Genomic DNA, 22,755 nt, shown 5'->3' on the forward strand with positions numbered 1-22,755 from the left:
TCTCCGCGTACCGGAAGACCCTGCCCTACATCCACGAGTGGGTGTCGTACAAGGTCTGGCAGCTGCGGGTGCCGGGCGTGCAGGTCGCCATCGGGTTCGGCGGCGAGGCGCTGTTCGACGAGGCGTGGGGCTACGCCGACGTCGAGGCCGGGCGTCGCCTGACCACCACCGACCTGTTCCGCATCGCCTCGCACTCGAAGACCTTCACCGCGACGGCACTGCTCCAGCTCGCCGAGCGCGGGTCGCTCCGGCTCGACGACACCGTCGGCACGTACGTCCCGGCGCTGGTCGACGGCGGCTCCCGCTCGCCGACGCCACGATCCGTGAGCTCATGGAGATGGGCGCCGGGGTCATCCGCGACGGCCACGACGGCGACTACTGGTCGCTCCTGCGCCCGTTCCCCGACGAGCAGGAGCTGCTGGCGCTCGTGCTCGACCGCGGGCAGAAGGTCCCCACCGGGTCGTCGTTCAACTACTCGAACCTCGGCTACTCGCTGCTCGGGCTCGTCATCGCCGCGGTCTCCGGCCGGTCCTACAACGACTTCGTCCGCGAGTCGATCACCGAGCCGCTGGGCCTGCGGAACACCGGCCCCGACTGGGACCCCACGCGCGCCGACGACTTCGTGGTCGGGTACACCGGCTTCCACACCGCGCGGCACCGGCAGCGCATCGACCACGTGGACACCCACGCGATGGCCGCCGCCACCGGGTTCCACGGCACCGCCTCCGACCTGGTCAAGTACTTCTCGCAGCACGTCATCGAGGCCGGCAGCCTGCTCGACGACCACTCGAAGCGACTCGCGCAGCGCAAGGCCTGGAGCGCCACCGACGACCCGGCCGCCCGCGGCTACGGCGCCGGGTTCATCGTCGACCGCATCGGCGGCCGCGACGTCCGCGGCCACTCGGGCGGGTTCCCCGGGCACATCACGCAGTCGCTGTTCGACCCGGCGTCCGGACTCGTCGTGTCCGTGATGACGAGCGCCGCCGCCGGGCCCGCCACCCTCATCGCCACCGCCGTCGTGCAGATGCTCGACGCCGCGGCGGACACGTCCGCGCCGGGTACTCCCGTGCCCGACGACGTCGACACCGCCGCCTACACCGGACGCTTCGCCAACCCGTGGGGCGTCAGCGACATCGCCCGGATCGGCGACCGGCTCGTCGAGGTCGACCCGTCCGGACCCGAACCGCTCGACACCCCGACCCGGCTCGAGGTCGTCGACGCGGACACGCTCCGGATGACGCACGGCAACCGCTTCGGCTCGGTCGACGAGGACATCACCTTCACGCGCGACGCCGACGGTACCGTCCGGTCGATCCGCGCCGGTGGGGGCATGACCGAGGAACCGTGGACGATCCCGACCGAGTCGCCCGAGGTCGCGGCAGGGCTGGCACCGTGAGCGACGTCGACGGTCGGGGCGACGGTGCCGGGCACGACGACGGAGTCGGGCACGACGACGTCGTGCTCGAACCCGAGCGCCAGGCGTTCGTCGAGGAGTTCGCCCTCATGCTCAACGACGGTGCGGGCATGGCGCTCACCGACGCCCGGGTGCTCGGCTACCTCATGATGACGCGCGCGCCGCACTCGTCCTCGGCCGATCTCCAACGCGCCCTCGGCGCCAGCTCGGGTTCGGTCTCGATGGCGACGCGCCGGCTCGTCGACTCCGGGTTCGTGAAGCGGCAGATCGTCGCGGGCGAGCGCAGCCACTACTTCCGTGCCGAGGCCGACGTATGGGGATCCTGGCTCGCCGGCGAACGGAAGTACCTCGACCGGCAGCGCGACATCATCGGACACGGCCTGGCCGTCGTCGAGCACGCCGGCCGCACCGGGGCGGGCGACGTCGACGCCGAGGTCCGCGAGCGCCTGCTCAACGGCCGCGACTACATGCAATGGCTGCAGGGCCACCACCACAAGATGCTCGAGGACTGGGAGGCGTTCAAGGCCGCCCGCGACCGCACCGACCGCTCGGAGACCCCATGACCGACGTCCTGACCGTCGACCACCTGTCCGTGACCTTCGACGTCGACGGCGCCGAGGTCCGCGCAGTCGACGACGCCTCGTTCACCGTCGGCCGCGGCGAGGTCGTCGCCGTCGTCGAGGAGTCCGGATCCGGCAAGAGCATGACCGCGATGACGGCGATGGGGATCGCGCCGGACGGGGCGCGGTCCTCCGGCAGCATCCGGCTCGGCGACCTCGAGGTGCTCGGCACCGACGAACGCACCCTGCGCGGGGTCCGCGGCCGCAGCGTGTCGATGATCTTCCAGGACCCGTCGGCCGCCCTCAACCCGGTGTTCACGGTCGGGTTCCAGCTGGCCGAGGCCGTCCGCCGCGCCGACGCCTCGCACGACCGCGCCGCCGTCCGTGCGCGGTCGCTCGAACTCCTGCGTGCCGTCGAGGTGCCGGAACCCGAACGCCGGCTCGGCCAGTACCCGCACGAGCTCTCCGGCGGACAGGCGCAGCGGGTGATGATCGCGATGGCGCTCGCCGCCGACCCCGACCTGCTCATCGCCGACGAGCCGACGACCGCACTCGACGTCACGGTGCAGGCCGAGGTGCTCGACGTCCTGCGTGCGCTGCGGGAACGCACCGGCACCGCGATCCTCCTCATCACCCACGACATGGGCGTCGTCGCCGACATCGCCGACCGCGTGGTCGTCATGCGCCGCGGTCGCGTCGTCGAGACGGGCACCGTCGCCGCGGTCTTCGCCGCACCGTCCGCCGACTACACCCGTGACCTGCTCGCTGCGGTCCCACGCATGGGCACCGAGGTCGGCCGGGAGGCGCGGGTCGACCCCGTCACGGAGGCCCCGTCGGTCGTCCTCGACGTCCGGCACCTCGTGGTCGAGTACGGCGGTGCACTGCGCGGGCGGTTCCGCGCGGTCGACGACGTGTCGTTCACGGTCGGTCGCGGTGAGATCGTCGGACTCGTGGGCGAGTCCGGCAGCGGCAAGACCACCATCGGCCGCGCCGCCGTGGGGCTGGCACCGATCACGTCCGGTTCGGTCGTCGTCGAGGGCACCGACGTGGCGGTCGCCCGGCGAGCAGCTCGTCGCGAGATGCGGCGACACGTCGGCGTGGTCTTCCAGAACCCGCTCCGGTCGCTCAACCCCCGCTACACGGTCGGACAGACCGTCGCCGAGCCGCTCCGGCAGATCCTGCGCCTGCCGTCGGCACAGATCGACGAACGGGTGGACCGGCTGCTCGCGGACGTCGGCCTGGACGGCGGGTACCGCGAGCGCTTCCCGCACGAGCTCTCCGGCGGACAACGGCAGCGCGTCGCGATCGCCCGCGCCGTCGCGCTCGACCCCGCACTGCTCATCGCCGACGAGCCGACGAGCGCCCTCGACGTCTCGGTACAGGCCCGGGTGCTCGACGTCTTCCGGGAGCTGCAGGAACGCCTCGGCTTCGCGTGCCTGTTCGTCACCCACGACCTCGCCGTGGTCGACACGTTGTGCGACCGGGTCGTCGTGCTGCACGGCGGGAAGGTCGCCGAGCAGGGGACCCGCGACGCCATCCTCCGGTCGCCGCAGGACCCCTACACGCGTCGACTCATCCAGGCCGCGCCGGTGCCGGACCCGGACGAGCAGGCAGTGCGCCGATCCGAGCGCCTGGCGGCACGGGCCGGCTGAGGGGCGCTCGCCGGCTCAGCGTCGTTGCGGAGTCAGCGCACCTCGGCCGAGGCCCAGAGCGCGTTCACGCCCCGACCCACCGGACGCAGGAGCGGGACGGCGACGAGCACCGTCGCCGCCAGGTACGCCACGGTCTGCAGCAGCCCCGGGACGGAGAAGGTGACGCCGAGTGCCTCCTGCGGCAGCGCCGTGAGGAGGACCGTGTTCGACAGCAGCGCCGCGATGAACCACAGTGACGCCGCCACGGTGACGACCCAGCCGAAGGCCCGCTGCACGCTCTCCTCGTTCCGGACGGTCAGCGCCCCGAACGCCACGAGTGCACCCTGCGCGACGACGACGAGCACCGCGGTGGCCCAGCCCGGCGCCGGCCACAGGAGCGCGAACGCCAGGACCGACACCGCGAACGCGAGCGCCCGACGGTCCCGAGCGCGCACCGCGGCGACGAGCACGACCGCACCCGCCAGCCCGGCGAGCGCCGTGGCGACGAGGAGCAGTCCGTTCGGCAGGTCCCACGGCGCGAGCCAGATCGTCCCCACCAATCCGCGCGCCCCGAACACGACCGCTGCGACGACCGCCGCGGCCGAGACCACCCGAACCCCCGTGATGTTCTGCATACCCGCACCTTACTCCCGCGCCCGTCACGCCGCGATGGGCCCCGGTGGCCGGCGGAACGGGGGATAACCCCACCCGGGGTGGGGAGGGGGCAGGATGGGGGAACGGCCACGCGATCGCGAGGCTGGAGTCATGACCGACACCGACCGCCTCGACCAGGCGCGAACCGTCCCGCTGGACGACGTCACGCCCTCGCCCGACCAGGCCCAGACCGTCCCGCTGGGCGACTCCGTCCCACCTGGAGCCACCAAGCCGATGCCGCAGTACCCGCGACAGCACGACCAGCAGACGCCGCCGGCGTCGTGGGGAGCGACCCCGCCGAACGGATCGGCACCGGGTGGCGGCCGGGGTGGCAGTGCGGGTTCCGGCATGACCGCCGGCGCGTTCTACCGCGAGTCGTGGAAGCGCCTGCCGCGCGACTTCGGCTACATGGCCCTGACCGGGGTGCTGCTCTGCACGCTCTACTTCGCGTTCCCCGCGGCGATCTTCGGCGGAGGCTTCCGCGACCTGTTCAACCCGTTCGTGCTGCTGATGTTCTTCATCGCGCTGTTCGTGGCGCGGTGGCTCGGACAGTTCGAGAAGCTCCGCATCGGATGGGCCGATCGGCGTCCGATCCGCCCGGTGGACTGGACGCCCCGCTGGCAGCAGAACTGGTGGACGCGCACCGGTTCCGCCGTCGCCAACCCGCACTACTGGCTCTACCTGCTGCACGCAGCGGTCGTGTACCCGCTCGTCGCCCTGGTGACCGTCGGTGCCGGCGCGATCCTGCTCGCCGGGTTCCTCTGGCCGATCGCCGTCGGCGGGGTGTTCCTGCTCAACAACGTCCGGACCGGGTACTTCCCGGACGGCCTCGGGTTCGCCACGGGCATCGGGTTCCTCGGACTGCTGTCGATGGCCGCCTCGGTCGTGCTGTTCCCGCTCTGGGCCCGTGGCTCGGTCATCGCGCACTACTGGGTGGACTTCGGTCTGCTCGGTGGGTTCCGTGCCGAGCAGCTCGAGCAGCGCGTCGCCGGACTCCAGGCCTCCCGTGCCGGTGCCGTGACCGCCGAGGGCCAGGCCCTGCGCCAGATCGAGCGCGACCTGCACGACGGCCCCCAGCAGCGCCTGGTGCGGCTCCGGATGGACCTGTCGGCAGCGGAACGTGCGTTCGAGAAGGACCCGCAGAAGGCGAAGCAGCTGATCGGCGAGGCTTCCGAGCACGCGCAGGACGCCCTCGACGAACTGCGTGCGCTGTCCCGCGGGTTCGCCCCGCCGATCCTGCTCGACCGCGGGCTCGTGGCGGCCCTCGAAGCGCTCGTCGCCCGCACCCCGATCCCGGTCGGCCTCGACGTCCGCCTGCCCGAGGGCCTCGAGCTCGCGACGGAGATCCAGCGCAACGTGTACTTCACGGTGAGCGAGCTCCTGACGAACACCATGAAGCACGCCGGTGCCACGACCGCCGGGGTGTACCTCGGCCTCGTGGTCGACGCCTCCGGGCTCTGGTACCTGACCGTCAGCGTGACCGACGACGGCCGCGGCGGAGCCCGACCCCAGCAGGGCCACGGCATCGAGGGCCTGATCGGCCGGATGCGTGCACTCGACGGCGACCTGGTCGTCGCGAGCCCCGAGGGCGGCCCCACCGAGGCCACGGCGCGGATCCCGCTCGGTGCCCTGAACGGCGTCCCCACGACGGCGAACCCGCGGTCGTGACCCCACGGGAGCGCCCGCGCTCCCACTAGGCTGGTCGGCATGACAGACGGCCCGGATGCAGCACGCATCCGGGCCGTCGTCGTCGACGACGCCGTCCTGCTGCGCGAGGGCCTGGCCCGCGTGCTCGACGAAGCCGGCATCGACGTCATCGGCCAGTACGCGGACGCCCGTGCGTTCCTCGCGACGCTGCCGGACGGCGCTCCCGACGTCGTCGTCATGGACGTCCGGATGCCGCCGACCTTCACCGACGAGGGCGTCCGCGCCGCCGTCGAGACCCGCCGGATCGCCCCGCGCACCGGGGTCCTGCTCCTCTCGCAGTACGTCGAGGCCACCTACGCCGAAGACGTCCTCGCCGCCGGTGCGACGGGTATCGGCTACCTGCTCAAAGACCGCGTCACCCGGCTCGAGGAGATCGACGACGCCGTTCGTCGGATCGCGGCCGGCGGCACCGTGCTCGACCCCGAGGTCGTCACGCAGCTGATGAGCCGGCGGCGCGACCCGCTCGCCGCGCTCACCCCGCGCGAACGCGACGTGCTCGGCCTGATGGCCGAGGGCCGCACGAACGCGGCCATCGCCCGGGCCCTCGTCATCGGTACCGGCGCCGTCGAGAAGCACGTGTCGAGCATCTTCGGCAAGCTCGCGCTCGAGGACACCGGCGAGGACCACCGCCGCGTCCTCGCCGTGCTCGCCTACCTCGGATGAGCCGGTCCCGCGGATGAACCAGGCCCGCGGTACCGACCGGATCCCGGCTCCGCTGCTCGCCCTCACCGCGATGGTGTCCGTCCAGCTCGGTGCCGCGATCGCGAAAACCCACTTCGACGACGTCGGCGCGGTCGGGGCCGCGACGCTCCGGCTCGTCATCGGCGCGGTGGTGCTCGCGCTGGTCGTCCGTCCCCGCGTCCGACACTGGACCCGCGCGCAGTGGCTCGGCGCTGTCGGCCTCGGACTGGCGCTCGGCGGGATGAACGTCTTCATCTACCTGGCCTTCGCGACCATCCCGATCGGGGTCGCGGTGACGATCGAGTTCCTCGGTCCGCTCGCCCTGTCCCTCGTGCACACCCGGCGGTGGCGGGACGCGCTCTGGGCCGCCCTGGCGCTCGCCGGCGTCGTGCTGCTCGGGGTCGGCCCGAGCGCCGTGACCGAGGTCGGCGGCGTGGTCTGGGCCGTGCTCGCGGCGGCGTGCTGGGCGGGCTACATCGTGATGAACCGGCACGTCGGCGCCGCGATCCCGGGTGTCGACGGCCTGGTGGTGTCGATGGTGGTCGCGATGCTCGTGTCGCTGCCGTTCGGGCTCCCGTCCGCGATCGACGGCGTGGTCCGCGAACCCGTGCTCCTGCTCGTCTTCGGCGCCGTCGCCGTCCTGTCGAGCGTGCTGCCCTACGCCCTCGAGATGCTGGCGTTGCGGCGGATGCCGACGCGGGTGTTCGGCGTGCTGCAGAGTCTCGGCCCGGCGATCGCCGCGCTGGCCGGCCTCGTGGTGCTCAGCGAGGGGCTGTCCGTACTGGAGACGGTGGCGTTGGTGTGCGTCACTGCTGCGAGCGTCGGCGTCACACTGTCCGCGCGCCGCCGACGCCGCTGAACGACCGTCTACTCGTCGCCGAGGAAGTCGGCGTACGTGGGTTCCGTGTGCTCGCCCGACAGCAGGGCCGGATCGTTGACCCGAGCCTCGACGTAGGCGCTGATGACCTCGGGTGGGGTGAGCACGTGGGCGACCCAGGACGGCACCGCAGTGTTCTTCATGGTGCCTCCTCGTCCCGGAGCGGCACTCGAACGAATGCCTCGATCAGTGAGTTACTTGCCGAACCGGTGTTCGCTAAACCATCCTCGGGGTGCGACCGGAAGTCAACGCGCTGCGTTCTGCGGACTCCGCATCGCGCGTTCCGCCTGGTCGGCACGCAGGGTGCGGTGCTTCACGGCGGACCGCCACACCCACGCGTCCGCCTGCTGTCCGAACTGCGCCCACTCGACCATGACGGCATCGCGGGTCCAGCTCTTCGCGAAGGCCTTCACCCGGACGTGGAAGGTCGGGAACTGGATCCACGCCCAGACCGGCACGGGGGTGACGGCGTGGCAGACGTCGGGCCCGCGGGCGTCCTCGGACAGCGAGTAGGCGCGCGGACGTTCGACCTCCGGGTGTTCCGGGGGCTGCCACCGGTTCTCGCGACGCCGTCCCACGACGGTATTCGAACGTGTGTTCGAACGGGAGTCAAGTCCGCCGCGTGCCGTGGACCTCGGTCGGACGCCCGCTGGGCGTGTCGTCGCGACCGAACGGCCTGGTGCCAGGTTGTGTGCGAGGGGCGTCGCCGTACGATCGCGGCATGGAGCTCCAGTTCCGCGGCGAGGTCATCGAGTGGCGCGGCCCTTCGCCGTTCTTCTTCGCCGTCGTGCCACCGGACGCCGCCGAGGTCATCGCCGACCTCGCACCGATGCTCACCTACGGGTGGGGTGTGATCCCCGCCCGGGTGACGATCGGCTCGGTGACCTGGACGACCTCGTTGTTCCCGAAGGACGGCGGGTACCTCGTGCCGCTCCGGGCGGCCGAGCGCAAGCGTGCGCACGTGGACCTCGGGGACGCCCCGCAGATCGCCCTCGAGCTCGGCGGCCCCTGACACTCCTCCACAGCGCTGTCGATCGCGGAGCGTCTCCACAACGCTCACTGCCAGCCCCGCTGTCTCTCTTGCCTTCCCTAGCGTCTGCGGGGAGCACCTCCACACGGTCCATCTGACGCCGTCGGACCCCTGGTACGTTGTGCATCTGAAGTATCGGCTCGCGAGAACGGGCTGCTGGGACAGGAGAACCTCATGACAAACCACCTCGTGCGCGTCGAATGCGCAGCGCAGCTCGAGGCACCGGACGACCTCCGCGCCGAGCTCACGGCGGACTTCGACGTCATCGCGGACGCGCTCTTCGATCTCGACGACCTCCACGATCAGGACCTGAACGCCGACCTCGCGACCGGCATCCTCACGTTCTCGATCGGGGTCGTCTCGGATGACGAGTTCGGTGCGCTCGACCGCGCGCTCGGGGCAGTCCGGACTGCGCTGCACGCCGCGGGGCGTGGCGCCCCTGGTTGGGAGCGGCAGTACCGGATGCTGCGACAGGAAGTCGAAGAAGAGCCGACCGGAGCGTCCTGACGACGGTGCGATGGGGTGCCCGCTCCTCGCCGGCGAGGGTCAGAGCCAGACGGCGACACCACCGTGTGAGGAGCACGTGCCTCGCCGGGACTGGCTGAAGCTGTACGTGCCGTCACCGCACTTCGCCGTGGCGCCAGCTGGCGCGCTCGACGCGACCTCTGGACGGCACACGGTGGCACCCGCGGTGTTGACGTAGGTGCCGTTCGTGCAGGACGGAGCAGCGGGCGCAACGGGTGCGACGTACGTTCCGACGGTGGTGACCTGCGTCACTGGCGGCGTCGTCACGCGCTCGCTCTGCAGGACCCGCCGGGTCTCGACGCCGTCCGTGGAGGTGACCGAGTACGTCCTCGTGATGGCGCCGTCCGTGCCCGGGGTGGTCACGGATGAGGTGCCCTGCGCGACGGTGGAGCTCTGTACCGTCGTCACGCCGAACGGGATCCGAGCGGTCTCGACGACTTCCTCTGTGGTGATCACCGGCGTCGGGGTCGGCGTCGGAGTCGCGGTGCGCGTCGGGCGCGGGGTGCGAGTCGGAGTCGAGGTCGGTTTCGCACTCGATGTCGTCACCGCGGCGGCCGCTACGGGGACAGGTCGCTCGGGCAACGGGTGTGTTGCTCCGTAGGCGGAGCTCGAGCCGATCAGCGCCGCCAACGCGATCCCGGCGCCGATCGCAGCAGTGCCACGCTTCCGGGGGATGCGGAGCCAGGTCGACCGACGGAACGCGACGCCGTAGAGCATCGTGGGCAGGACGACGAGCGCGATCATCAGCAGCATCCCCCAGAACCCCGTCGATGCGAAGCCGGCGAGTGCGAGGACGGCGGTGCCCACGATGCCGACCCAGGTGATGATCGGTACTCGACGACGGGCACGCGGGGTGCGCGGGGTGCGCGGGCTTGTGGAATTGCGGGGGTTCGGCACGGAGCTCCTTGGTATAGCGAGGACCGCTCAAGTGTCCCGGAAGCAGCTCTGCCGCCCCATCCCCACTTCTGGGCGGTGTCGCGCGCACGGTGCGCGCTCGTTCGCTCCGTGCGTGGTTGATGGCTCGGTGCGCCGGAACAACCTCGCACCGAGCGTGCAACCGGGCGCCATTCGACGAAGCGCCGGGTAGCGCTCGCAAACAAGAGACTGAACCGCGTGGCCAGGAGCTCGCCAGGGGGTCTCGCAGCGGCAGCGAACCGTTCCTACTTGCAGAGCTTCAAGCCTGCGTCAATCACGGGGGAGATGTCGATCTTCAACCCGTCGACGTCGGGGTTGGGTGCCCAGATGGGATCGACTTCAGGGTAGGAGGTGTGGTCCTGTGCGGTGCCGTTGACCGCGTAGCGGGTGCCATCAGGGGCCTTGAGTGTTACGACGTTGAGGTCCATCCCACCCGCGGTGATGTTCTTGCAGCGCACGACCGCGTAAGGCACTGTCAGCGGCCACTCGTCTCCGAACTTGGTGCTGACCAGCAGCCCCTTCTTCTTCTTGAGCTTCTTCGGTACGTGCACCTTCGGGGCCGAGGTTGCAGATGGAGGCGCGTAGTCGGCACACACGCCGTCCTGCGGGTCGCCGAGCCTGATCCTGCCGCTCTTCTTTTTGGGGAACTTCACGACGACGTATCCCGCGTTGCCGCCCTTGTCGTCCGGTCCGCCGCCAGGAGCCCAAGCACGGTCCACGCAGACCAGGCGCTTGCTGACCTTGACGCCGTTGACCGTCAGTCCTTCCCAGATCGGTGCATCGGGTAGTTCGGCAAGAACGAGCCTCTCTGCTTTCTTGATCCGCTTCGACTTCTTCGCGGTCGCCGTGGGCGTCGACTCAACTGCCGCGGTGGTCTGGGTGGGGGCAGCGGATGCCGTGCCCGACGGCAGCGCTGCCGTGCTCGCGACGATGCTGACTGCCGCGAGCGCCGTAACGATGAAGGAGAGGTGCTTGTTCACACGGAGCAGAGTATGACTCAGAGCCCGCTATCGATAGCCTTCGTCGTGCCACTGGCTGCGTGGTCTGCTCTAGCTCGGGTGCTTGTCCGGCTTCGCGTTGCTGCTGGCCAGGCCGTCCCGGCGCGTGGGCCGCTTGATCAGACGACGGATGCGGTCGCGGGTGCTCCTCGAGCTGGTCTGCCCGCCCGCTCGAACGCCGAAGGCGCGATCGGCGGCTTCCACTTCTGCGCACACGTAGGCCACCAGTTGGACTGCACCTGTGTCGACCTGAAGCTGGCCGCCGAGCAGTGCTCGAAGCTGTCGACCTTCGGCACGCGGCGCATGACGACCATAACTTCGGAAGAGATGGAGACCTGGCCGTTTTCCTGACCGCTGTACAGGTGGAGCAGGTCGCCAAGGAGGTAGACGAGTACGAGCCGCACGAGCTGCTGATCCGCTTCGCCGCGGGCACAAGGCTGCGCGACGCCGAGCTGCAAGGGCTACGCATCCGCGACCTCAACCTCGCGGCCGGGCACGTGGACGTTCGGCACTCCATCCGGCGCGTAAACGGCGAGTGGCAGGTCGGTGCCCCGAAGAGCGCTCGCTCCACCCGGAACGTGCCGCTGCTCTCGCGTTCGCTCATCGCTGACCTGCGCGAGTACCTGCTGGCGCACCCGCACAGCGGCGACCCCGATGCGCTGTTCTGGCCAGCCCGCCGCACCGGCTCTCGCCGGCTCGACTGGTCACGCAACATCGACTGCGGGGGAGTGCGCGCCTACTACCTCGTAACAGCCGCCCAGCGGGCAGGAGTCGTGCAGCACATGCGCTTCCACGACCTGCGCCACACGTACGCCTCGCTGATGCTCGCAGCCGGATTCAAGCCGTACGAGGTCAGTCGGTGGATGGGGAACGCCTCTGTCTCCACGACCGACACCATCTACGGCCACCTGTACCCAACCGACTACGACGACCAGATCGCGCGATTCGAGGCGTTCGTCGCAGAGGGGTAAGGCGCCGGACCCTAGAACGTCGGCAGGTTCACTAGGTTGTTCGTCCACTTGCCGTCGGCGTAGGTGCGGAGATATGCGCTCCCGTAGGTGAGGTGCACGACTGTGACCGTGACTCGGGCCTGTCCCTTGCCAACGAAGACCGCCCCCTTACTGACGTCGATGAACTGCACCATTGACGCCTTGTCACTATCACCGATCGTTCCGTCGCTGACGTTGACCCAGCGGTACGCAACGATGGTCTCCTCCGACCGCGCAGTGCTCCCGTAACGAACGTGCGTAATCTCAACTGCCACGATGCAGCCCTCCTCCCGACCTGGTGATCCGTCATTGAGAGTGTGTCACGTACTTCTGACAGTGGAGCGCGCCTAGGAACGATCGGCGAGCGTGCTGCGAACGAAGTGCACCAGTGCATCGAAGTAACCGTCGGGCCTCGTCGCGACGAAGACGCGGCAAGCTTCCGTCGTGATGACGGCGTCTGGTAGCGCTAGCGCATTGGCGATGGTGCCGACCCATCGATGATGATCGGGTTGCGATGCCGTAGGTGGTTCGATGTCGAGCCGGTACGGCTCCGCTCCAAAGAAGTTCTGTACCTCCGTGTCGTTGAACACTTCTTTCTCTGGCGCGACAGCACCGGGCAGGCTCATGACGAAGTTGTCGCCGGTGTCGTTGCAGTCGCTATCGGTGACCGCGAGGGCACGCAGACTAGCACTACGCAGGATCGGCACCGTCTTCCGGAGGTTGTCGTGGCTGCCCACCGTGAGGAATGACACGCCAGCGAGCAGGTCCGGGTCTGCTGCTCGAAGCACTTCGGTCACCAGCGCCTGCGCGAAGTCGTCCTCTACACAGATGGTGGCATCGTTCTTGTGATGCTCGTGAAGGTACGAGTCAACTTGGTACGTGCTCAGGCCAGTCGTTGCGCTGACTGCCCCGCCGGGCTCGCGCCGCAGATAGACCACTGATTCGCGGGGAGGCGATCGAGTATGGCGGAGCTGTGGGTCGTGAGGATGATCTGGTGTTTGCGTCGATCAGCGACCTCAACGAGATACTCGGCCAAGCGTGACTGCGCATCGCCGTGCAGCGAGGTCTCAGGCTCCTCGATCACGAACAGGCTCTCAGCCGGAGAGCTCTCGAGAAGATTCACCAGGTAGAACATTCGGCCCTCGCCGAAACCCATGTGGTTCTCGGAGTAGCGCTGACCGCTTCGGAGGACACGGGCGAGGTCAGCTTCCTGCCGTCCGAGGACGACGCGAGTGAAGTCGGCTTCTTGATAGGACAGTCCGAGCACGCGCTGGAGGGCGAGGCGCGTTGTGTCTCGCACGGGGTGCGAGGCACCGAGCTCGACGCGAGCGCCAGCGTAAACGGAGAAGTCACGCTTCTCGATCTTCGGAAGGAATGACGTAAGGCCGACGTAGTGCGTCAAGCGTTCTGGCTGGCGTTTGTAGCCGGACCACTCCTTGTTCGCTCGGCTCACGGTCACCTGCTGTGTCGCCTGGTTCGCTGCGGCGTAGTCATACACGACGCGCGCGTCGTTACTGAACGGTTGCGGGTCGAGCGCGGAGACGGGGAAGTAGTCCCGGACATAGTTCCGCGGGCCGAACTCAGCGCCGAGCGGTCGATACGCACAGGCGGCGAGCTGGGCGACGGTGCTCTTGCCAGTTCCGTTTAGCCCCGACAAGGCGGTCACGGGAGACCGGAGCTCGAGCTCCAGGGATGCGACGCCCCGATAGCCGCTGATCGTGATCGTCTCCAGGATCGGACCGAAGTTGGCGAAGCGATGCTTCGCCGCGAACTTCTTCTCCAGGTGACGGCGGTTGTCATCATGACTCAAGCGGGTTCCCCATTCTTCGAGCTGACTTTAGCTCGAAGCGTCCGATCTCTCGGCTTCGCCTCACTACACAGCGACCAGGGCGAGGGGTTTCGGAGGGTTCGGCCTGAGCGTCCGTTGCCCGGACGGGCCTGCTGCCCAGTAGCCGCATGGGAGGGGATGACGGGAATCGAACCCGCGTGGCCAGTTTGGAAGACTGGGGCTCTACCATTGAGCTACATCCCCGCGCTGCGCACGTGCCGCAGCCCGACCATCGTAGCGGACGAACGAGTACCGACATGCCACCCCGTGTGATGCTCCCGCCGACCGACGCCGATGCGCGGCGGATCAAGCGGTCGCGGGTGGTCTCGTACGCGCTGGTGGTCCTCGCCGCGATCGTCTTCTCGATGCGCCCGGAGCTGTTCGGCGATCCGCAGTCGCAGCCCGCGCACGCCCTGCTGCACGTGTGGCGGATCGTCGTCGGCATCGTGCTCGCGATCACGGCGCTCGGGGTCCAGGTGGTGGTCGGCGTGCGGTGGCGCAACGGCCTGCGACGTGCCGCGGCGGACGAGTGACGTCCCTCCCGGGAACCGCGCACCGGGGGACCGCTAGACTCATCGGCGTCGCATGCGCCCTTCGGCGCGCGCGGACACCCTGGCCCAGTCAAACGGGGCGTAGCTCAGCTTGGTAGAGCGCCCGCTTTGGGAGCGGGAGGTCGCAGGTTCAACTCCTGTCGCCCCGACCAGGTCCTCGAGAACCATCGACCACACGAACGTCAACCAACAGGAGAACATCCCGTGGCCACCAGCACCGTCGACAAGGTGAGCGACACCCGCGTCAAGCTCACCGTGAACGTGACGCCGGAAGATCTCAAGCCGAGCATCGACCACGCGTACAAGCACATCGCCGAGCAGATCAACATCCCCGGCTTCCGCAAGGGCAAGGTCCCGCCGGCGATCGTCGACCAGCGCGTCGGCCGTGGCGAGGTCCTGAACCACGCCGTCGGTGACGCCATCGACAACTTCTACCGCCAGGCGGTCGAAGAGCAGGAGCTGCGCATCCTCGGCCGTGCCGAGGCCGACGTCGCCGAGCTGCCGAACCTCGCCGACTTCGCGGGCGACCTCGTCCTCACCTTCGAGGTCGACGTCCGTCCCGAGTTCGACCTGCCGGACTACTCCGCGTACGAGCTCACCGTCGACGCCGTCGAGGTGTCGGACGACGAGATCGAAGAGGAGCTGCAGAACCTGCGCACCCGCTTCGGCACGCTCGTGACCGTCGACCGTCCGGCGAAGACCGGCGACTTCGCGCAGATCGACCTGACCGCCAGCATCGGCGACGACGAGGTCGACTCGGCCACCGGCGTCTCCTACGAGATCGGCTCCGGCGATCTGCTCGAGGGCATCGACGAGGCGCTCGAGTCCCTGACCGCCGGTGAGTCGACGAACTTCGAGTCGAAGCTCGTCGGTGGCGACCGCGAGGGCGAGACCGCCCAGATCGCCGTCACCGTCACCGCCGTCAAGGAGCGCGAGCTTCCCGAGGCCGACGACGAGTTCGCCCAGATCGCCAGCCAGTTCGACACGATCGACGAGCTCAAGGCGGACCTGAAGGAGCAGATCGCGAAGTCCAAGACCTTCGGTCAGGGCGCCGCGGCTCGCGACAAGCTCGTCGAGAAGCTCATCGAGGACGTCGACATCCCGATCTCGGAGCAGCTCATCGAGGACGAGGTGCACCGTCACCTCGAGCAGGAGAACCGCCTCGAGGACGACGAGCACCGCAAGGAGGTCTCCGAGTCCAGCGAGAAGGCCTTCCGCTCGCAGATCCTCCTCGACTCCATCGCCGAGAAGGAGGAGATCCAGGTCTCCCAGGAGGAACTGACCCAGTACCTCATCCAGGCTGCTGCGCAGTACGGCATGGAGCCGGCCGAGTTCATCAAGGTCATCGACCAGAACGGCCAGATCCCCGGCATGGTCGGCGAGGTCGCCCGCTCGAAGGCGGTCGCGACCGTCCTGTCGAAGGTGACCGTCAAGGACACCAACGGCGACGCAGTCGACCTGTCCGCCTTCACGGCGGGCGTCGCGCAGGCCCCTGCTGAGGACGCCGAGTAACGAACTCGACGCCACCAGCGATACAGACGGGAGGCACGGTGCCAGCTGGCACCGTGCCTCCCGTCTCGTGTTTTCCGCACCACCGCATTGCTGTCGGCGAACACACGCGAAGTGGTGCGTTGCAACCGATAAGTTCGACAACAAGCGACAACTGAACGGGAGCTTTTCCATGGCCGAAGCAACACTGAACCCCAGTGTTTTTGACCGCCTTCTGAGAGACCGGATCGTGTGGCTCGGCTCCGAGGTCCGCGACGACAACTCGAACGAGATCGCAGCCAAGCTGCTGCTGCTCGCCGCCGAGGACCCTGAGAAGGACATCTACCTCTACATCAACTCGCCCGGTGGCTCGATCACCGCCGGCATGGCGATCTACGACACGATGCAGTTCGTCCCGAACGACATCGTCACCGTGGGCATCGGCCTGGCCGCGTCGATGGGACAGTTCCTGCTGTCCTCCGGCACGCCGGGCAAGCGCTACATCACGCCGAACGCCCGCGTCCTGCTGCACCAGCCGTCGGGCGGGTTCGGCGGCACCGCTGCCGACATCCAGACGCAGGCCAAGGTCATCCTCGACATGAAGCAGCGCATGGCGGAGCTCACGGCCGAGCAGACCGGCAAGTCGATCGAGCAGGTCCTCAAGGACAACGACCGCGACAACTGGTTCAGCGCGCAGGAAGCCCTCGAGTACGGCTTCGTCGACCACCTGCGTGCCTCGTCGGCCGAGGTCGTCGGCGGTGGTGGCACCGTCGGTGACGGCGCGACGCCGACCGCGGCTGCCGACCCCGACGCCCAGTCCTGACCCCCACCGAAGAAAAGGAAACGAGAATGCATCTCCCAATGCTCGGTGGCGCGCAGAACGTCCCGGCTCCCTCCGATCGGTACATCCTGCCGAGCTTCGAGGAGCGCACGGCCTACGGCTACAAGCGCCAGGACCCGTACGCGAAGCTCTTCGAGGACCGCATCGTGTTCCTCGGCGTCCAGGTCGACGACGCGTCGGCCGACGACGTCATGGCCCAGCTGCTCGTGCTCGAGTCGATGGACCCCGACCGCGACATCGTCATGTACATCAACTCGCCCGGTGGCTCGTTCACCGCGATGACGGCGATCTACGACACGATGCAGTACATCCGTCCGCAGATCCAGACGGTCTGCCTCGGTCAGGCCGCCTCGGCCGCGTCGGTGCTCCTCGCGGGTGGCACGCCGGGCAAGCGTCTGGCCCTGCCGAACGCCCGCGTGCTCATCCACCAGCCCGCTGTCCAGCAGGGTGGCGGTCAGGCGTCGGACATCGAGATCCAGGCGGCGGAGATCCTCCGCATGCGCACCTGGCTCGAGGAGACGCTGTCGAAGCACTCCAACAAGACGCCGGAGGAGATCAACCACGACATCGAGCGCGACAAGATCATGTCCGCGCAGGAAGCCGTGGAGTACGGCCTGATCGACCAGGTCCTCACCAGCCGCAAGAACCTGCCGGCGCTCGTCAAGTAGCACCGCAGGCGCTTCGGCGCCGACGAAGGGCGGTCGAGGTTCCAAGATCTTGGAATCTCGACCGCCCTTTCGTCGTGCTGTGGAACCTCGGCGGACCTGAGCGGGGAGTCGTGGAACCTGGGTGCGCCGACTCGCCAGCACACCGGCCTGGAGGCACGGCGCGGGTCCGCCCCGTCGGCTCAGTCCTCGGTGTCGTCCGTCTCGGGCGCGGGGCGGCGCCGCAGGAGCAGCAGGACCGCGACGACCGCGGCGACGAGGACGACGCCTCCGGCGCCGATCCAGAGCGCGTCGGTCGCGGCCGAGTCGGTGTCACCAGAGGCGGTGCCGGTGGTGGCGGCCGCGGTGGAGTCGTCTCCCGCGGTGGCGCAGGTCGGCGGCGTGGTCGATCCCGAGGCCGCGGAGAAGCCGGACGGGGCCTTCCACGTGAAGGCGTACTCGTCGGAGACGGTGTGGCCGTCGGCGGAGACGATCTGCCACTCGACGGTGTACTTCCCCGAGTCGCCGAGTGCGGCGGGCGTGGTCATCGAGGGGCCGTCGATGTCGACGCAGCCGTCCTCGTAGTACTTCCCGTCCGGACCCACGACCCGGAAGGCGAAGCCCGAACCGGAGTCGCCGATGTCGAGCAGCTTGTCGTTCGTGGTGATCTCGAACGCCTTCGGCAGCGCGGTGAGCGTGCCGCCGACCTCCGGGGTGGACGCGATCAGGTAGTTGTGCGCGCTGGCGGGACCCGCGAGCCCGAGGACCGCACCGCCTGCGATCGCGACGGCCGCGGCGGACCCGGCCACGAGCCTCCAGGCAGAGGACCGCAGCCGAGCCCGACGCGAGCCGCGCTGCGTCACTTGGCGGAGCTCCGACGACGCGTGCCGGCGACGGCGACGACCAGGGCGACGGCGCCGAGCACCAGACCGCCCAGGCCGAGGAAGCGGCCGACCAGGTCGGGGTCCGCAGGGGTCGTCGAGCCGGCTGCCGCCTCGGCGGTCAGGGTGGTGGCGACCGGGTCACCGTCGTCGTCCGTGGCCTCGGCCGCGGTCAGCGTGATCGAGGGGGCCGGGTGCTCGGGCTCGGCCTCGCCGGCCTGCTGCTCCTGGTTCCACTCGACCGAGCCCTTCTCGCAGGTCTGGATCGCGGGGAACTCGACGAGATCGCCGGCCTTGCCGTCCGGCAGCGAGAAGGAGAGGGCGAAGGTGTCGCGCTCGTCGGCGGGGAGCAGGGTCTTCGCGGTGTAGGTGATGCTCGTGACGCGCTCGGCGGCGTCCTCGGCGTGCTCTCCGTCGGCCGCGGCGGAGGGGCTCGTGTACGGCTCGGTCGCCTTCGTGATCTTCCAGTTCGGGTTCACGGTGGGGGTGACCTCGATGACGGACTCCGGCACCTGGAACTCGATCTTCGTGGTGGGGGAGCCGTCGCAGCCGTGCGGGACCGAGAAGGTCGCCGTGGTGTACGAGTTCGCGGCGGTCGAGGTGGCCGTCGCGGACACGTGCGCGCTGGCTGCGCCGGCGGTGCCGAGGACGATGACGGCCACGGCGCCGAGGGTGACGGCGCCGCCGGCGGCGAGACGCTTCTGCATGGGGATCCTTCGATGGTCGGGACGGTGTTTCTACAACTTGTAGAGAAGACTGGATCACGGTAGCAGGCCCGAACGCCCTGGGCGAACGCGCGCGCGAAATCCCGCGGCGCCGCACGGTCGGTGTCACCGGTTGCGGTTAGGCTCGTGTCCACGACGAGGTGCCCACCAGCAGCGGTGCACCAGCGGCCGGTGCGAGTGCGCGGGCCGGCACGTCCAACCAGGGAGGCACGGCAATGGCACGCATCGGAGAGAGCGGGGACCTCCTCAAGTGCTCCTTCTGCGGTAAGAGCCAGAAGCAGGTCCAGCAGTTGATCGCCGGTCCGGGTGTCTACATCTGCGACGAGTGCGTCGAGCTGTGCAACGAGATCATCGAGGAGCGTCTGGCGGAAGCCGGCGAGGACACCTCGAGCGGTGACTTCGAACTGCCGAAGCCGCGCGAGATCTTCGACTTCCTGCAGGAGTACGTCATCGGGCAGGACCCGGCGAAGCGCGCCCTCGCCGTGGCCGTCTACAACCACTACAAGCGCATCCGTGCGCAGGGGCAGATCACCGCTGCTGAAGACCGCGACGACATCGAGATCGCGAAGTCGAACATCCTGCTCATCGGCCCGACCGGCTGCGGCAAGACCTACCTGGCGCAGACCCTGGCGAAGCGCCTCAACGTGCCGTTCGCCGTCGCCGACGCCACCGCCCTGACCGAGGCGGGCTACGTCGGTGAAGACGTCGAGAACATCCTGCTCAAGCTGATCCAGGCCGCCGACTACGACGTCAAGCGCGCCGAGACCGGCATCATCTACATCGACGAGGTCGACAAGATCGCCCGCAAGGCCGAGAACCCCTCGATCACGCGCGACGTCTCCGGCGAAGGCGTGCAGCAGGCACTGCTCAAGATCCTCGAGGGCACGGTCGCGTCGGTCCCGCCGCAGGGTGGTCGCAAGCACCCGCACCAGGAGTTCATCCAGATCGACACGACGAACGTCCTGTTCATCGTGGCCGGTGCGTTCGCCGGGCTCGAGGACATCGTGTCCTCGCGTGTCGGCAAGCGGGGGATCGGCTTCGGGGCACCGCTGCACAGTGCGACCGACCACCAGGACCTGTACTCCGAGGTCCTGCCGGAAGACCTGCACAAGTTCGGCCTGATCCCCGAGTTCATCGGTCGTCTGCCCGTCGTCACCACGGTGTCGCAGCTCGACCAGGCAGCGCTCATGCAGATCCTGACCGAGCCGAAGAACGCGCTGATCAAGCAGTACCAGCGGATGTTCCAGATCGACGGCGTCGAGCTCGAGTTCGACCAGGGAGCGCTCGAAGCGATCGCCGACCTGGCCGTGCTGCGCCAGACCGGTGCCCGTGGCCTGCGCGCCATCCTCGAAGAGGTCCTCGGCCCGGTGATGTTCGACGTCCCGTCCGACGACGACGTCGCCCGCGTGGTGATCACCCGCGAGTCCGTGCTCGAGAACGCGGCGCCGACCATCGTGCCCCGGCCGCGGGCGAAGCGCGTCGAGAAGTCGGCGTAGCGCTCCGCTCGCTCCGAAGCCCCGCACCGGATCGGTGCGGGGCTTCGTCGTGGTGGGGCGGTCGGCGCGGCGGGTCGACGTCTGGTTCTTCCCATGACGGCTGCGATGGAAGGTGAGATCGGGCGTACCTGGTCGGAAGTTCCGACCAGGTACGCCCGATTGGCGCGGTACGCCCGGAAGCGCGCGGTCCCCGCGCGCCCTACTCGAGCCCGCGGCGACGCAGCAGCGGCCCGACCTCGGCGTCACGGCCGCGGAAGTCGCGGTAGGCCTCGAGCGGGTCCTTCGAGCCCCCGACGCCCAGCAGTCGTTCCGCGAAACGCCGACCGGCCGCGCGGTCCAGCCCGCCGTTGTCACGGAACCACTCGACCGTGTCCGCGTCGAGCACCTCGGACCAGATGTAGCCGTAGTACCCGGCGTCGTACCCGCCCGAGAACGTGTGCGCGAAGTACGTCGACGAGTACCGCGGGGGCACGGCCTCGACCGCGATGCCGGCGGCCTCCAGCGCCGAGCGCTCGAAGTCCTCGACGGACGTCACCGCGGCGGCCTCTGCTGCGGAGAGCCGGTGCCAGGCCTGGTCGAGGAGCGCCGCGGCCAGGTACTCGGTCGTGCCGAAGCCCTCGTTGAAGCCCTCGGACTCGCTCAAGCCCAGGACGAGCTCCGGTGGCAGCGGGGCACCGGTCTCGTGGTGCTTCGCGTAGTTCGCCAGGACCGACGGCCACGACACCCACATCTCGTTCACCTGGCTCGGGAACTCGACGAAGTCGCGCTCGACGTTCGTGCCGGAGAACCGGGGGTAGGTGGTTCGGGCGATCAGGCCGTGCAGTGCGTGGCCGAACTCGTGGAAGAGCGTCTCGACCTCGTCCTGGATGAGCAGCGTCGGCGACCCGGGCGCCGGCTTCGCGACGTTGAGGTTGTTCACCACGACGGGCAGCGTGCCGAGCAGCTCGGACTGCTCGACCACGGGGTTCATCCACGCGCCGCCGCGCTTGCCGTCGCGCGTGTACAGGTCGAGCAGGTAGAGCCCGACCGGTTCGTCGTCCTCGCCGGTGACCTCGAAGACACGGACCTCGTCGTTGTAGCCGTGCAGGTCCGGACGCTCGGTGAACGTCAGGCCGTAGAGGGCACCCGCGGCGTGGAAGACACCGTCGTGCAGGACCCGGTCGGCCTCGAAGTACGGTCGGAGTGCCGAGCTGTCCGCGGCGAACTGCTCGCCACGCAGGATCTCGGTGGCGTAGGCCCAGTCCCACGACTCGATGTCGAACCCGACCGTGCGGGACCGGACGGCCCGCTCGTCGTCGGCGTTCCGAGCCGCAGCGCCGACGAGCGACGACAGGAGCCCGTCGACGGCTTCCGGCGTCTTCGCGGTCTCATCGGCGGTGACGACGGCGGCGTGGTTCGGGAACCCGAGCAGTTCGGCGCGCTCGGCACGGAGCCGGACGATGCGCAGCAGGACCTCGCGGTTGTCGTACTGGTTGCCGCGGCGGCCGCGGGCGAGCGAGGCGCGCATGATCCGCTCGCGCAGGTCGCGGTTCGCGAGCGACGGCAGCCACGGGTGGCCGGTGTAGAGCGGCAGGGTGATGAGCCAGCCCTCGAGGCCGCGGTCCGCAGCGGACCCGGCAGCGGCGGACTTCGCGCCGTCGTCGAGTCCCTCGAGCTCGGCTTCGTCGGTCACGTGCACGGCGGAGTCGTTGGTGTCCTCGAGCAGGTTGCGCTCGAAGGTGGTCGTGAGCGTCGACAGCTCCTGGTTGATCGCGGTCAGGCGCTCCTTGCCCGCGTCGTCGAGCCCGGCGCCCGCCAGGGTCATCTCGGCGTGGGTGCGCTCGACCAGGCGGAGCGCTTCGCCCTCGAGCCCGGCGGCTGCGGCGCCGTCGAGCACGGACTGCACGCGGGCGTAGAGCCGGGAGTCCAGCGTGATCGCGTCGCGGTGGGCGGCGAGGAGCGGCGAGACCTCGGCCTCGAGGTCGTGCAGCTCCGGCGTCGAGTCCGCCGACGACAGCGTGAAGAACACGTGGCTGACGCGGGTCAGCAGCTGCCCGGAGCGCTCGAGGGCGATGAGGGTGTTCTCGACTGTCGGGGCGTGCGGATCGGTGGCGATGGCCTCGACCTCGGCGCGCTGCTCGGCCATGCCGGCCTCGAAGGCCGGTCGGTAGTGCTCGAGTCGCACGTCGCCGAAGGGCGGCAGGGCGTAGGGGAGGGTGCTCGGGACGTCGAACGGGGTTGCCATCTCCCCACCCTATTCACGGGAGGCCCGTGGCGGCCCCGCCCCGCGCCTCCCCTCCGCCCTGTGGGTGCGTTCCTTCCCATCGCGACCGAACTGGAA

26 protein-coding genes, 2 tRNA genes and 1 pseudogene are annotated in these 22,755 nt (G+C 69.4%); 17 read left to right on the forward strand and 12 right to left on the reverse strand.

Translation table 11 applies throughout. The annotated features are described in order from the left end of the window. Positions 1-77 precede the first annotated feature (77 nt). The 4 genes and pseudogenes from ACZZ0J_RS18660 to ACZZ0J_RS18675 form a co-directional block, all read left to right on the forward strand. Positions 78-245 (forward strand): annotated as a pseudogene (locus tag ACZZ0J_RS18660) (serine hydrolase); the annotation flags it as partial. Positions 246-331: 86 nt separating this feature from the next. Continuing rightward, positions 332-1,396 (forward strand): serine hydrolase, encoded by a 1,065-nt coding sequence (locus ACZZ0J_RS18665; RefSeq protein ID WP_463437970.1) that lies wholly within the window; start codon positions 332-334, stop codon positions 1,394-1,396. Then, positions 1,393-1,977, forward strand: coding sequence for a GbsR/MarR family transcriptional regulator (locus ACZZ0J_RS18670; protein ID WP_463437971.1), 585 nt, complete (start codon positions 1,393-1,395; stop codon positions 1,975-1,977). The genes ACZZ0J_RS18665 and ACZZ0J_RS18670 overlap by 4 nt, the downstream gene beginning before the upstream one ends. Further along, complete coding sequence (locus ACZZ0J_RS18675) at positions 1,974-3,626, forward strand: dipeptide ABC transporter ATP-binding protein (protein WP_463437972.1); 1,653 nt, start codon at positions 1,974-1,976, stop codon at positions 3,624-3,626. The genes ACZZ0J_RS18670 and ACZZ0J_RS18675 overlap by 4 nt, the downstream gene beginning before the upstream one ends. Before the next feature lie 32 nt (positions 3,627-3,658). Here ACZZ0J_RS18675 and ACZZ0J_RS18680 read toward each other — a convergent pair whose 3' ends face one another. After that, positions 3,659-4,240 (reverse strand): hypothetical protein, encoded by a 582-nt coding sequence (locus ACZZ0J_RS18680; RefSeq protein ID WP_463437973.1) that lies wholly within the window; start codon positions 4,238-4,240, stop codon positions 3,659-3,661. Positions 4,241-4,370: 130 nt separating this feature from the next. Between ACZZ0J_RS18680 and ACZZ0J_RS18685 the strand changes: the two genes are divergently transcribed. Genes ACZZ0J_RS18685 through ACZZ0J_RS18695 form a run of 3 tightly spaced genes read left to right on the forward strand, consistent with a single transcriptional unit; the run spans position 4,371 to position 7,506 of the window. Beyond that, positions 4,371-5,927, forward strand: a complete 1,557-nt coding sequence (locus tag ACZZ0J_RS18685; protein WP_194648160.1) for a sensor histidine kinase — start codon at positions 4,371-4,373, stop codon at positions 5,925-5,927. Between the two features lie 39 nt (positions 5,928-5,966). Then, the gene (locus ACZZ0J_RS18690; RefSeq protein WP_111084503.1) at positions 5,967-6,629 is read left to right on the forward strand and encodes a response regulator transcription factor; all 663 of its coding nucleotides are present in this window, start codon (positions 5,967-5,969) and stop codon (positions 6,627-6,629) included. A gap of 13 nt (positions 6,630-6,642) precedes the next feature. Beyond that, complete coding sequence (locus tag ACZZ0J_RS18695; protein WP_111084504.1) at positions 6,643-7,506, forward strand: EamA family transporter; 864 nt, start codon at positions 6,643-6,645, stop codon at positions 7,504-7,506. A gap of 8 nt (positions 7,507-7,514) precedes the next feature. Here ACZZ0J_RS18695 and ACZZ0J_RS18700 read toward each other — a convergent pair whose 3' ends face one another. Further along, positions 7,515-7,667 (reverse strand): hypothetical protein, encoded by a 153-nt coding sequence (locus ACZZ0J_RS18700; RefSeq protein WP_159572741.1) that lies wholly within the window; start codon positions 7,665-7,667, stop codon positions 7,515-7,517. A 102-nt stretch (positions 7,668-7,769) separates the two neighbouring features. Beyond that, the gene (locus ACZZ0J_RS18705) at positions 7,770-8,102 is read right to left on the reverse strand and encodes a hypothetical protein (protein ID WP_123293983.1); all 333 of its coding nucleotides are present in this window, start codon (positions 8,100-8,102) and stop codon (positions 7,770-7,772) included. Between the two features lie 143 nt (positions 8,103-8,245). Between ACZZ0J_RS18705 and ACZZ0J_RS18710 the strand changes: the two genes are divergently transcribed. Then, positions 8,246-8,536: a DUF1905 domain-containing protein gene (locus ACZZ0J_RS18710; RefSeq protein ID WP_463437974.1), complete on the forward strand. Its 291-nt coding sequence runs from the start codon at positions 8,246-8,248 to the stop codon at positions 8,534-8,536. Between the two features lie 192 nt (positions 8,537-8,728). Next, complete coding sequence (locus tag ACZZ0J_RS18715; RefSeq protein WP_463437975.1) at positions 8,729-9,061, forward strand: hypothetical protein; 333 nt, start codon at positions 8,729-8,731, stop codon at positions 9,059-9,061. Between the two features lie 39 nt (positions 9,062-9,100). Here ACZZ0J_RS18715 and ACZZ0J_RS18720 read toward each other — a convergent pair whose 3' ends face one another. Together ACZZ0J_RS18720 and ACZZ0J_RS18725 are read right to left on the reverse strand one after the other, a co-directional pair. Further along, positions 9,101-9,976 (reverse strand): DUF3761 domain-containing protein, encoded by an 876-nt coding sequence (locus tag ACZZ0J_RS18720; RefSeq protein ID WP_463437976.1) that lies wholly within the window; start codon positions 9,974-9,976, stop codon positions 9,101-9,103. A 263-nt stretch (positions 9,977-10,239) separates the two neighbouring features. Next, a complete protein-coding gene (locus tag ACZZ0J_RS18725; protein WP_463437977.1) occupies positions 10,240-10,974 on the reverse strand; it encodes a DUF2511 domain-containing protein in 735 nt (244 codons plus the stop codon). Between the two features lie 12 nt (positions 10,975-10,986). Here ACZZ0J_RS18725 and ACZZ0J_RS18730 point away from each other — a divergent pair, with 12 nt between their 5' ends. Further along, a complete protein-coding gene (locus ACZZ0J_RS18730; protein WP_463437978.1) occupies positions 10,987-11,343 on the forward strand; it encodes a hypothetical protein in 357 nt (118 codons plus the stop codon). Between the two features lie 11 nt (positions 11,344-11,354). Further along, a complete protein-coding gene (locus ACZZ0J_RS18735) occupies positions 11,355-11,963 on the forward strand; it encodes a site-specific integrase (protein ID WP_463437979.1) in 609 nt (202 codons plus the stop codon). An 11-nt stretch (positions 11,964-11,974) separates the two neighbouring features. On the opposite strand, the gene ACZZ0J_RS18740 is transcribed toward ACZZ0J_RS18735, so the two are convergent. The 4 genes from ACZZ0J_RS18740 to ACZZ0J_RS18755 form a co-directional block, all read right to left on the reverse strand. Further along, on the reverse strand, positions 11,975-12,256 hold the full coding sequence (locus ACZZ0J_RS18740) for a DUF3892 domain-containing protein (protein ID WP_463437980.1): 282 nt from the start codon (positions 12,254-12,256) through the stop codon (positions 11,975-11,977). A gap of 72 nt (positions 12,257-12,328) precedes the next feature. Further along, complete coding sequence (locus ACZZ0J_RS18745; protein ID WP_463437981.1) at positions 12,329-12,919, reverse strand: hypothetical protein; 591 nt, start codon at positions 12,917-12,919, stop codon at positions 12,329-12,331. Beyond that, positions 12,865-13,791: an ATP-dependent nuclease gene (locus ACZZ0J_RS18750; protein ID WP_463437982.1), complete on the reverse strand. Its 927-nt coding sequence runs from the start codon at positions 13,789-13,791 to the stop codon at positions 12,865-12,867. Before ACZZ0J_RS18750 ends, ACZZ0J_RS18745 begins: the two co-directional genes overlap by 55 nt. Before the next feature lie 151 nt (positions 13,792-13,942). Then, positions 13,943-14,013, reverse strand: a tRNA-Gly gene (locus ACZZ0J_RS18755). A 53-nt stretch (positions 14,014-14,066) separates the two neighbouring features. On the opposite strand from ACZZ0J_RS18755, the gene ACZZ0J_RS18760 reads away from it, so the two are divergent. The 5 genes from ACZZ0J_RS18760 (at position 14,067) to ACZZ0J_RS18780 (ending at position 17,357) form a co-directional block, all read left to right on the forward strand. Next, on the forward strand, positions 14,067-14,342 hold the full coding sequence (locus ACZZ0J_RS18760; protein ID WP_463437983.1) for a hypothetical protein: 276 nt from the start codon (positions 14,067-14,069) through the stop codon (positions 14,340-14,342). A 93-nt stretch (positions 14,343-14,435) separates the two neighbouring features. Beyond that, a tRNA-Pro gene (locus ACZZ0J_RS18765) sits at positions 14,436-14,512 on the forward strand. Positions 14,513-14,564: 52 nt separating this feature from the next. Next, the gene (gene tig / locus ACZZ0J_RS18770) at positions 14,565-15,872 is read left to right on the forward strand and encodes a trigger factor (RefSeq protein ID WP_185003198.1); all 1,308 of its coding nucleotides are present in this window, start codon (positions 14,565-14,567) and stop codon (positions 15,870-15,872) included. Positions 15,873-16,041: 169 nt separating this feature from the next. Next, entirely contained in the window at positions 16,042-16,671 is a 630-nt protein-coding gene (locus ACZZ0J_RS18775; protein WP_111084515.1) for an ATP-dependent Clp protease proteolytic subunit, read from the forward strand. Positions 16,672-16,697: 26 nt separating this feature from the next. Next, a complete protein-coding gene (locus ACZZ0J_RS18780) occupies positions 16,698-17,357 on the forward strand; it encodes an ATP-dependent Clp protease proteolytic subunit (RefSeq protein WP_111084516.1) in 660 nt (219 codons plus the stop codon). A gap of 179 nt (positions 17,358-17,536) precedes the next feature. Here the strand turns inward: ACZZ0J_RS18780 and ACZZ0J_RS18785 are convergent, their stop codons facing one another. Continuing rightward, on the reverse strand, positions 17,537-18,142 hold the full coding sequence (locus tag ACZZ0J_RS18785; RefSeq protein ID WP_185041005.1) for a copper resistance CopC family protein: 606 nt from the start codon (positions 18,140-18,142) through the stop codon (positions 17,537-17,539). Between the two features lie 50 nt (positions 18,143-18,192). Continuing rightward, the gene (locus tag ACZZ0J_RS18790; protein ID WP_463437984.1) at positions 18,193-18,921 is read right to left on the reverse strand and encodes a YcnI family copper-binding membrane protein; all 729 of its coding nucleotides are present in this window, start codon (positions 18,919-18,921) and stop codon (positions 18,193-18,195) included. Between the two features lie 233 nt (positions 18,922-19,154). Between ACZZ0J_RS18790 and clpX the strand changes: the two genes are divergently transcribed. Then, positions 19,155-20,435 (forward strand): ATP-dependent Clp protease ATP-binding subunit ClpX, encoded by a 1,281-nt coding sequence (gene clpX / locus ACZZ0J_RS18795; RefSeq protein ID WP_111084519.1) that lies wholly within the window; start codon positions 19,155-19,157, stop codon positions 20,433-20,435. Between the two features lie 199 nt (positions 20,436-20,634). On the opposite strand, the gene ACZZ0J_RS18800 is transcribed toward clpX, so the two are convergent. Beyond that, the gene (locus ACZZ0J_RS18800; RefSeq protein WP_463437985.1) at positions 20,635-22,659 is read right to left on the reverse strand and encodes a M3 family metallopeptidase; all 2,025 of its coding nucleotides are present in this window, start codon (positions 22,657-22,659) and stop codon (positions 20,635-20,637) included. Positions 22,660-22,755: the final 96 nt, after the last annotated feature.

This window comes from Curtobacterium sp. AC272 (genome assembly GCF_979258155.1).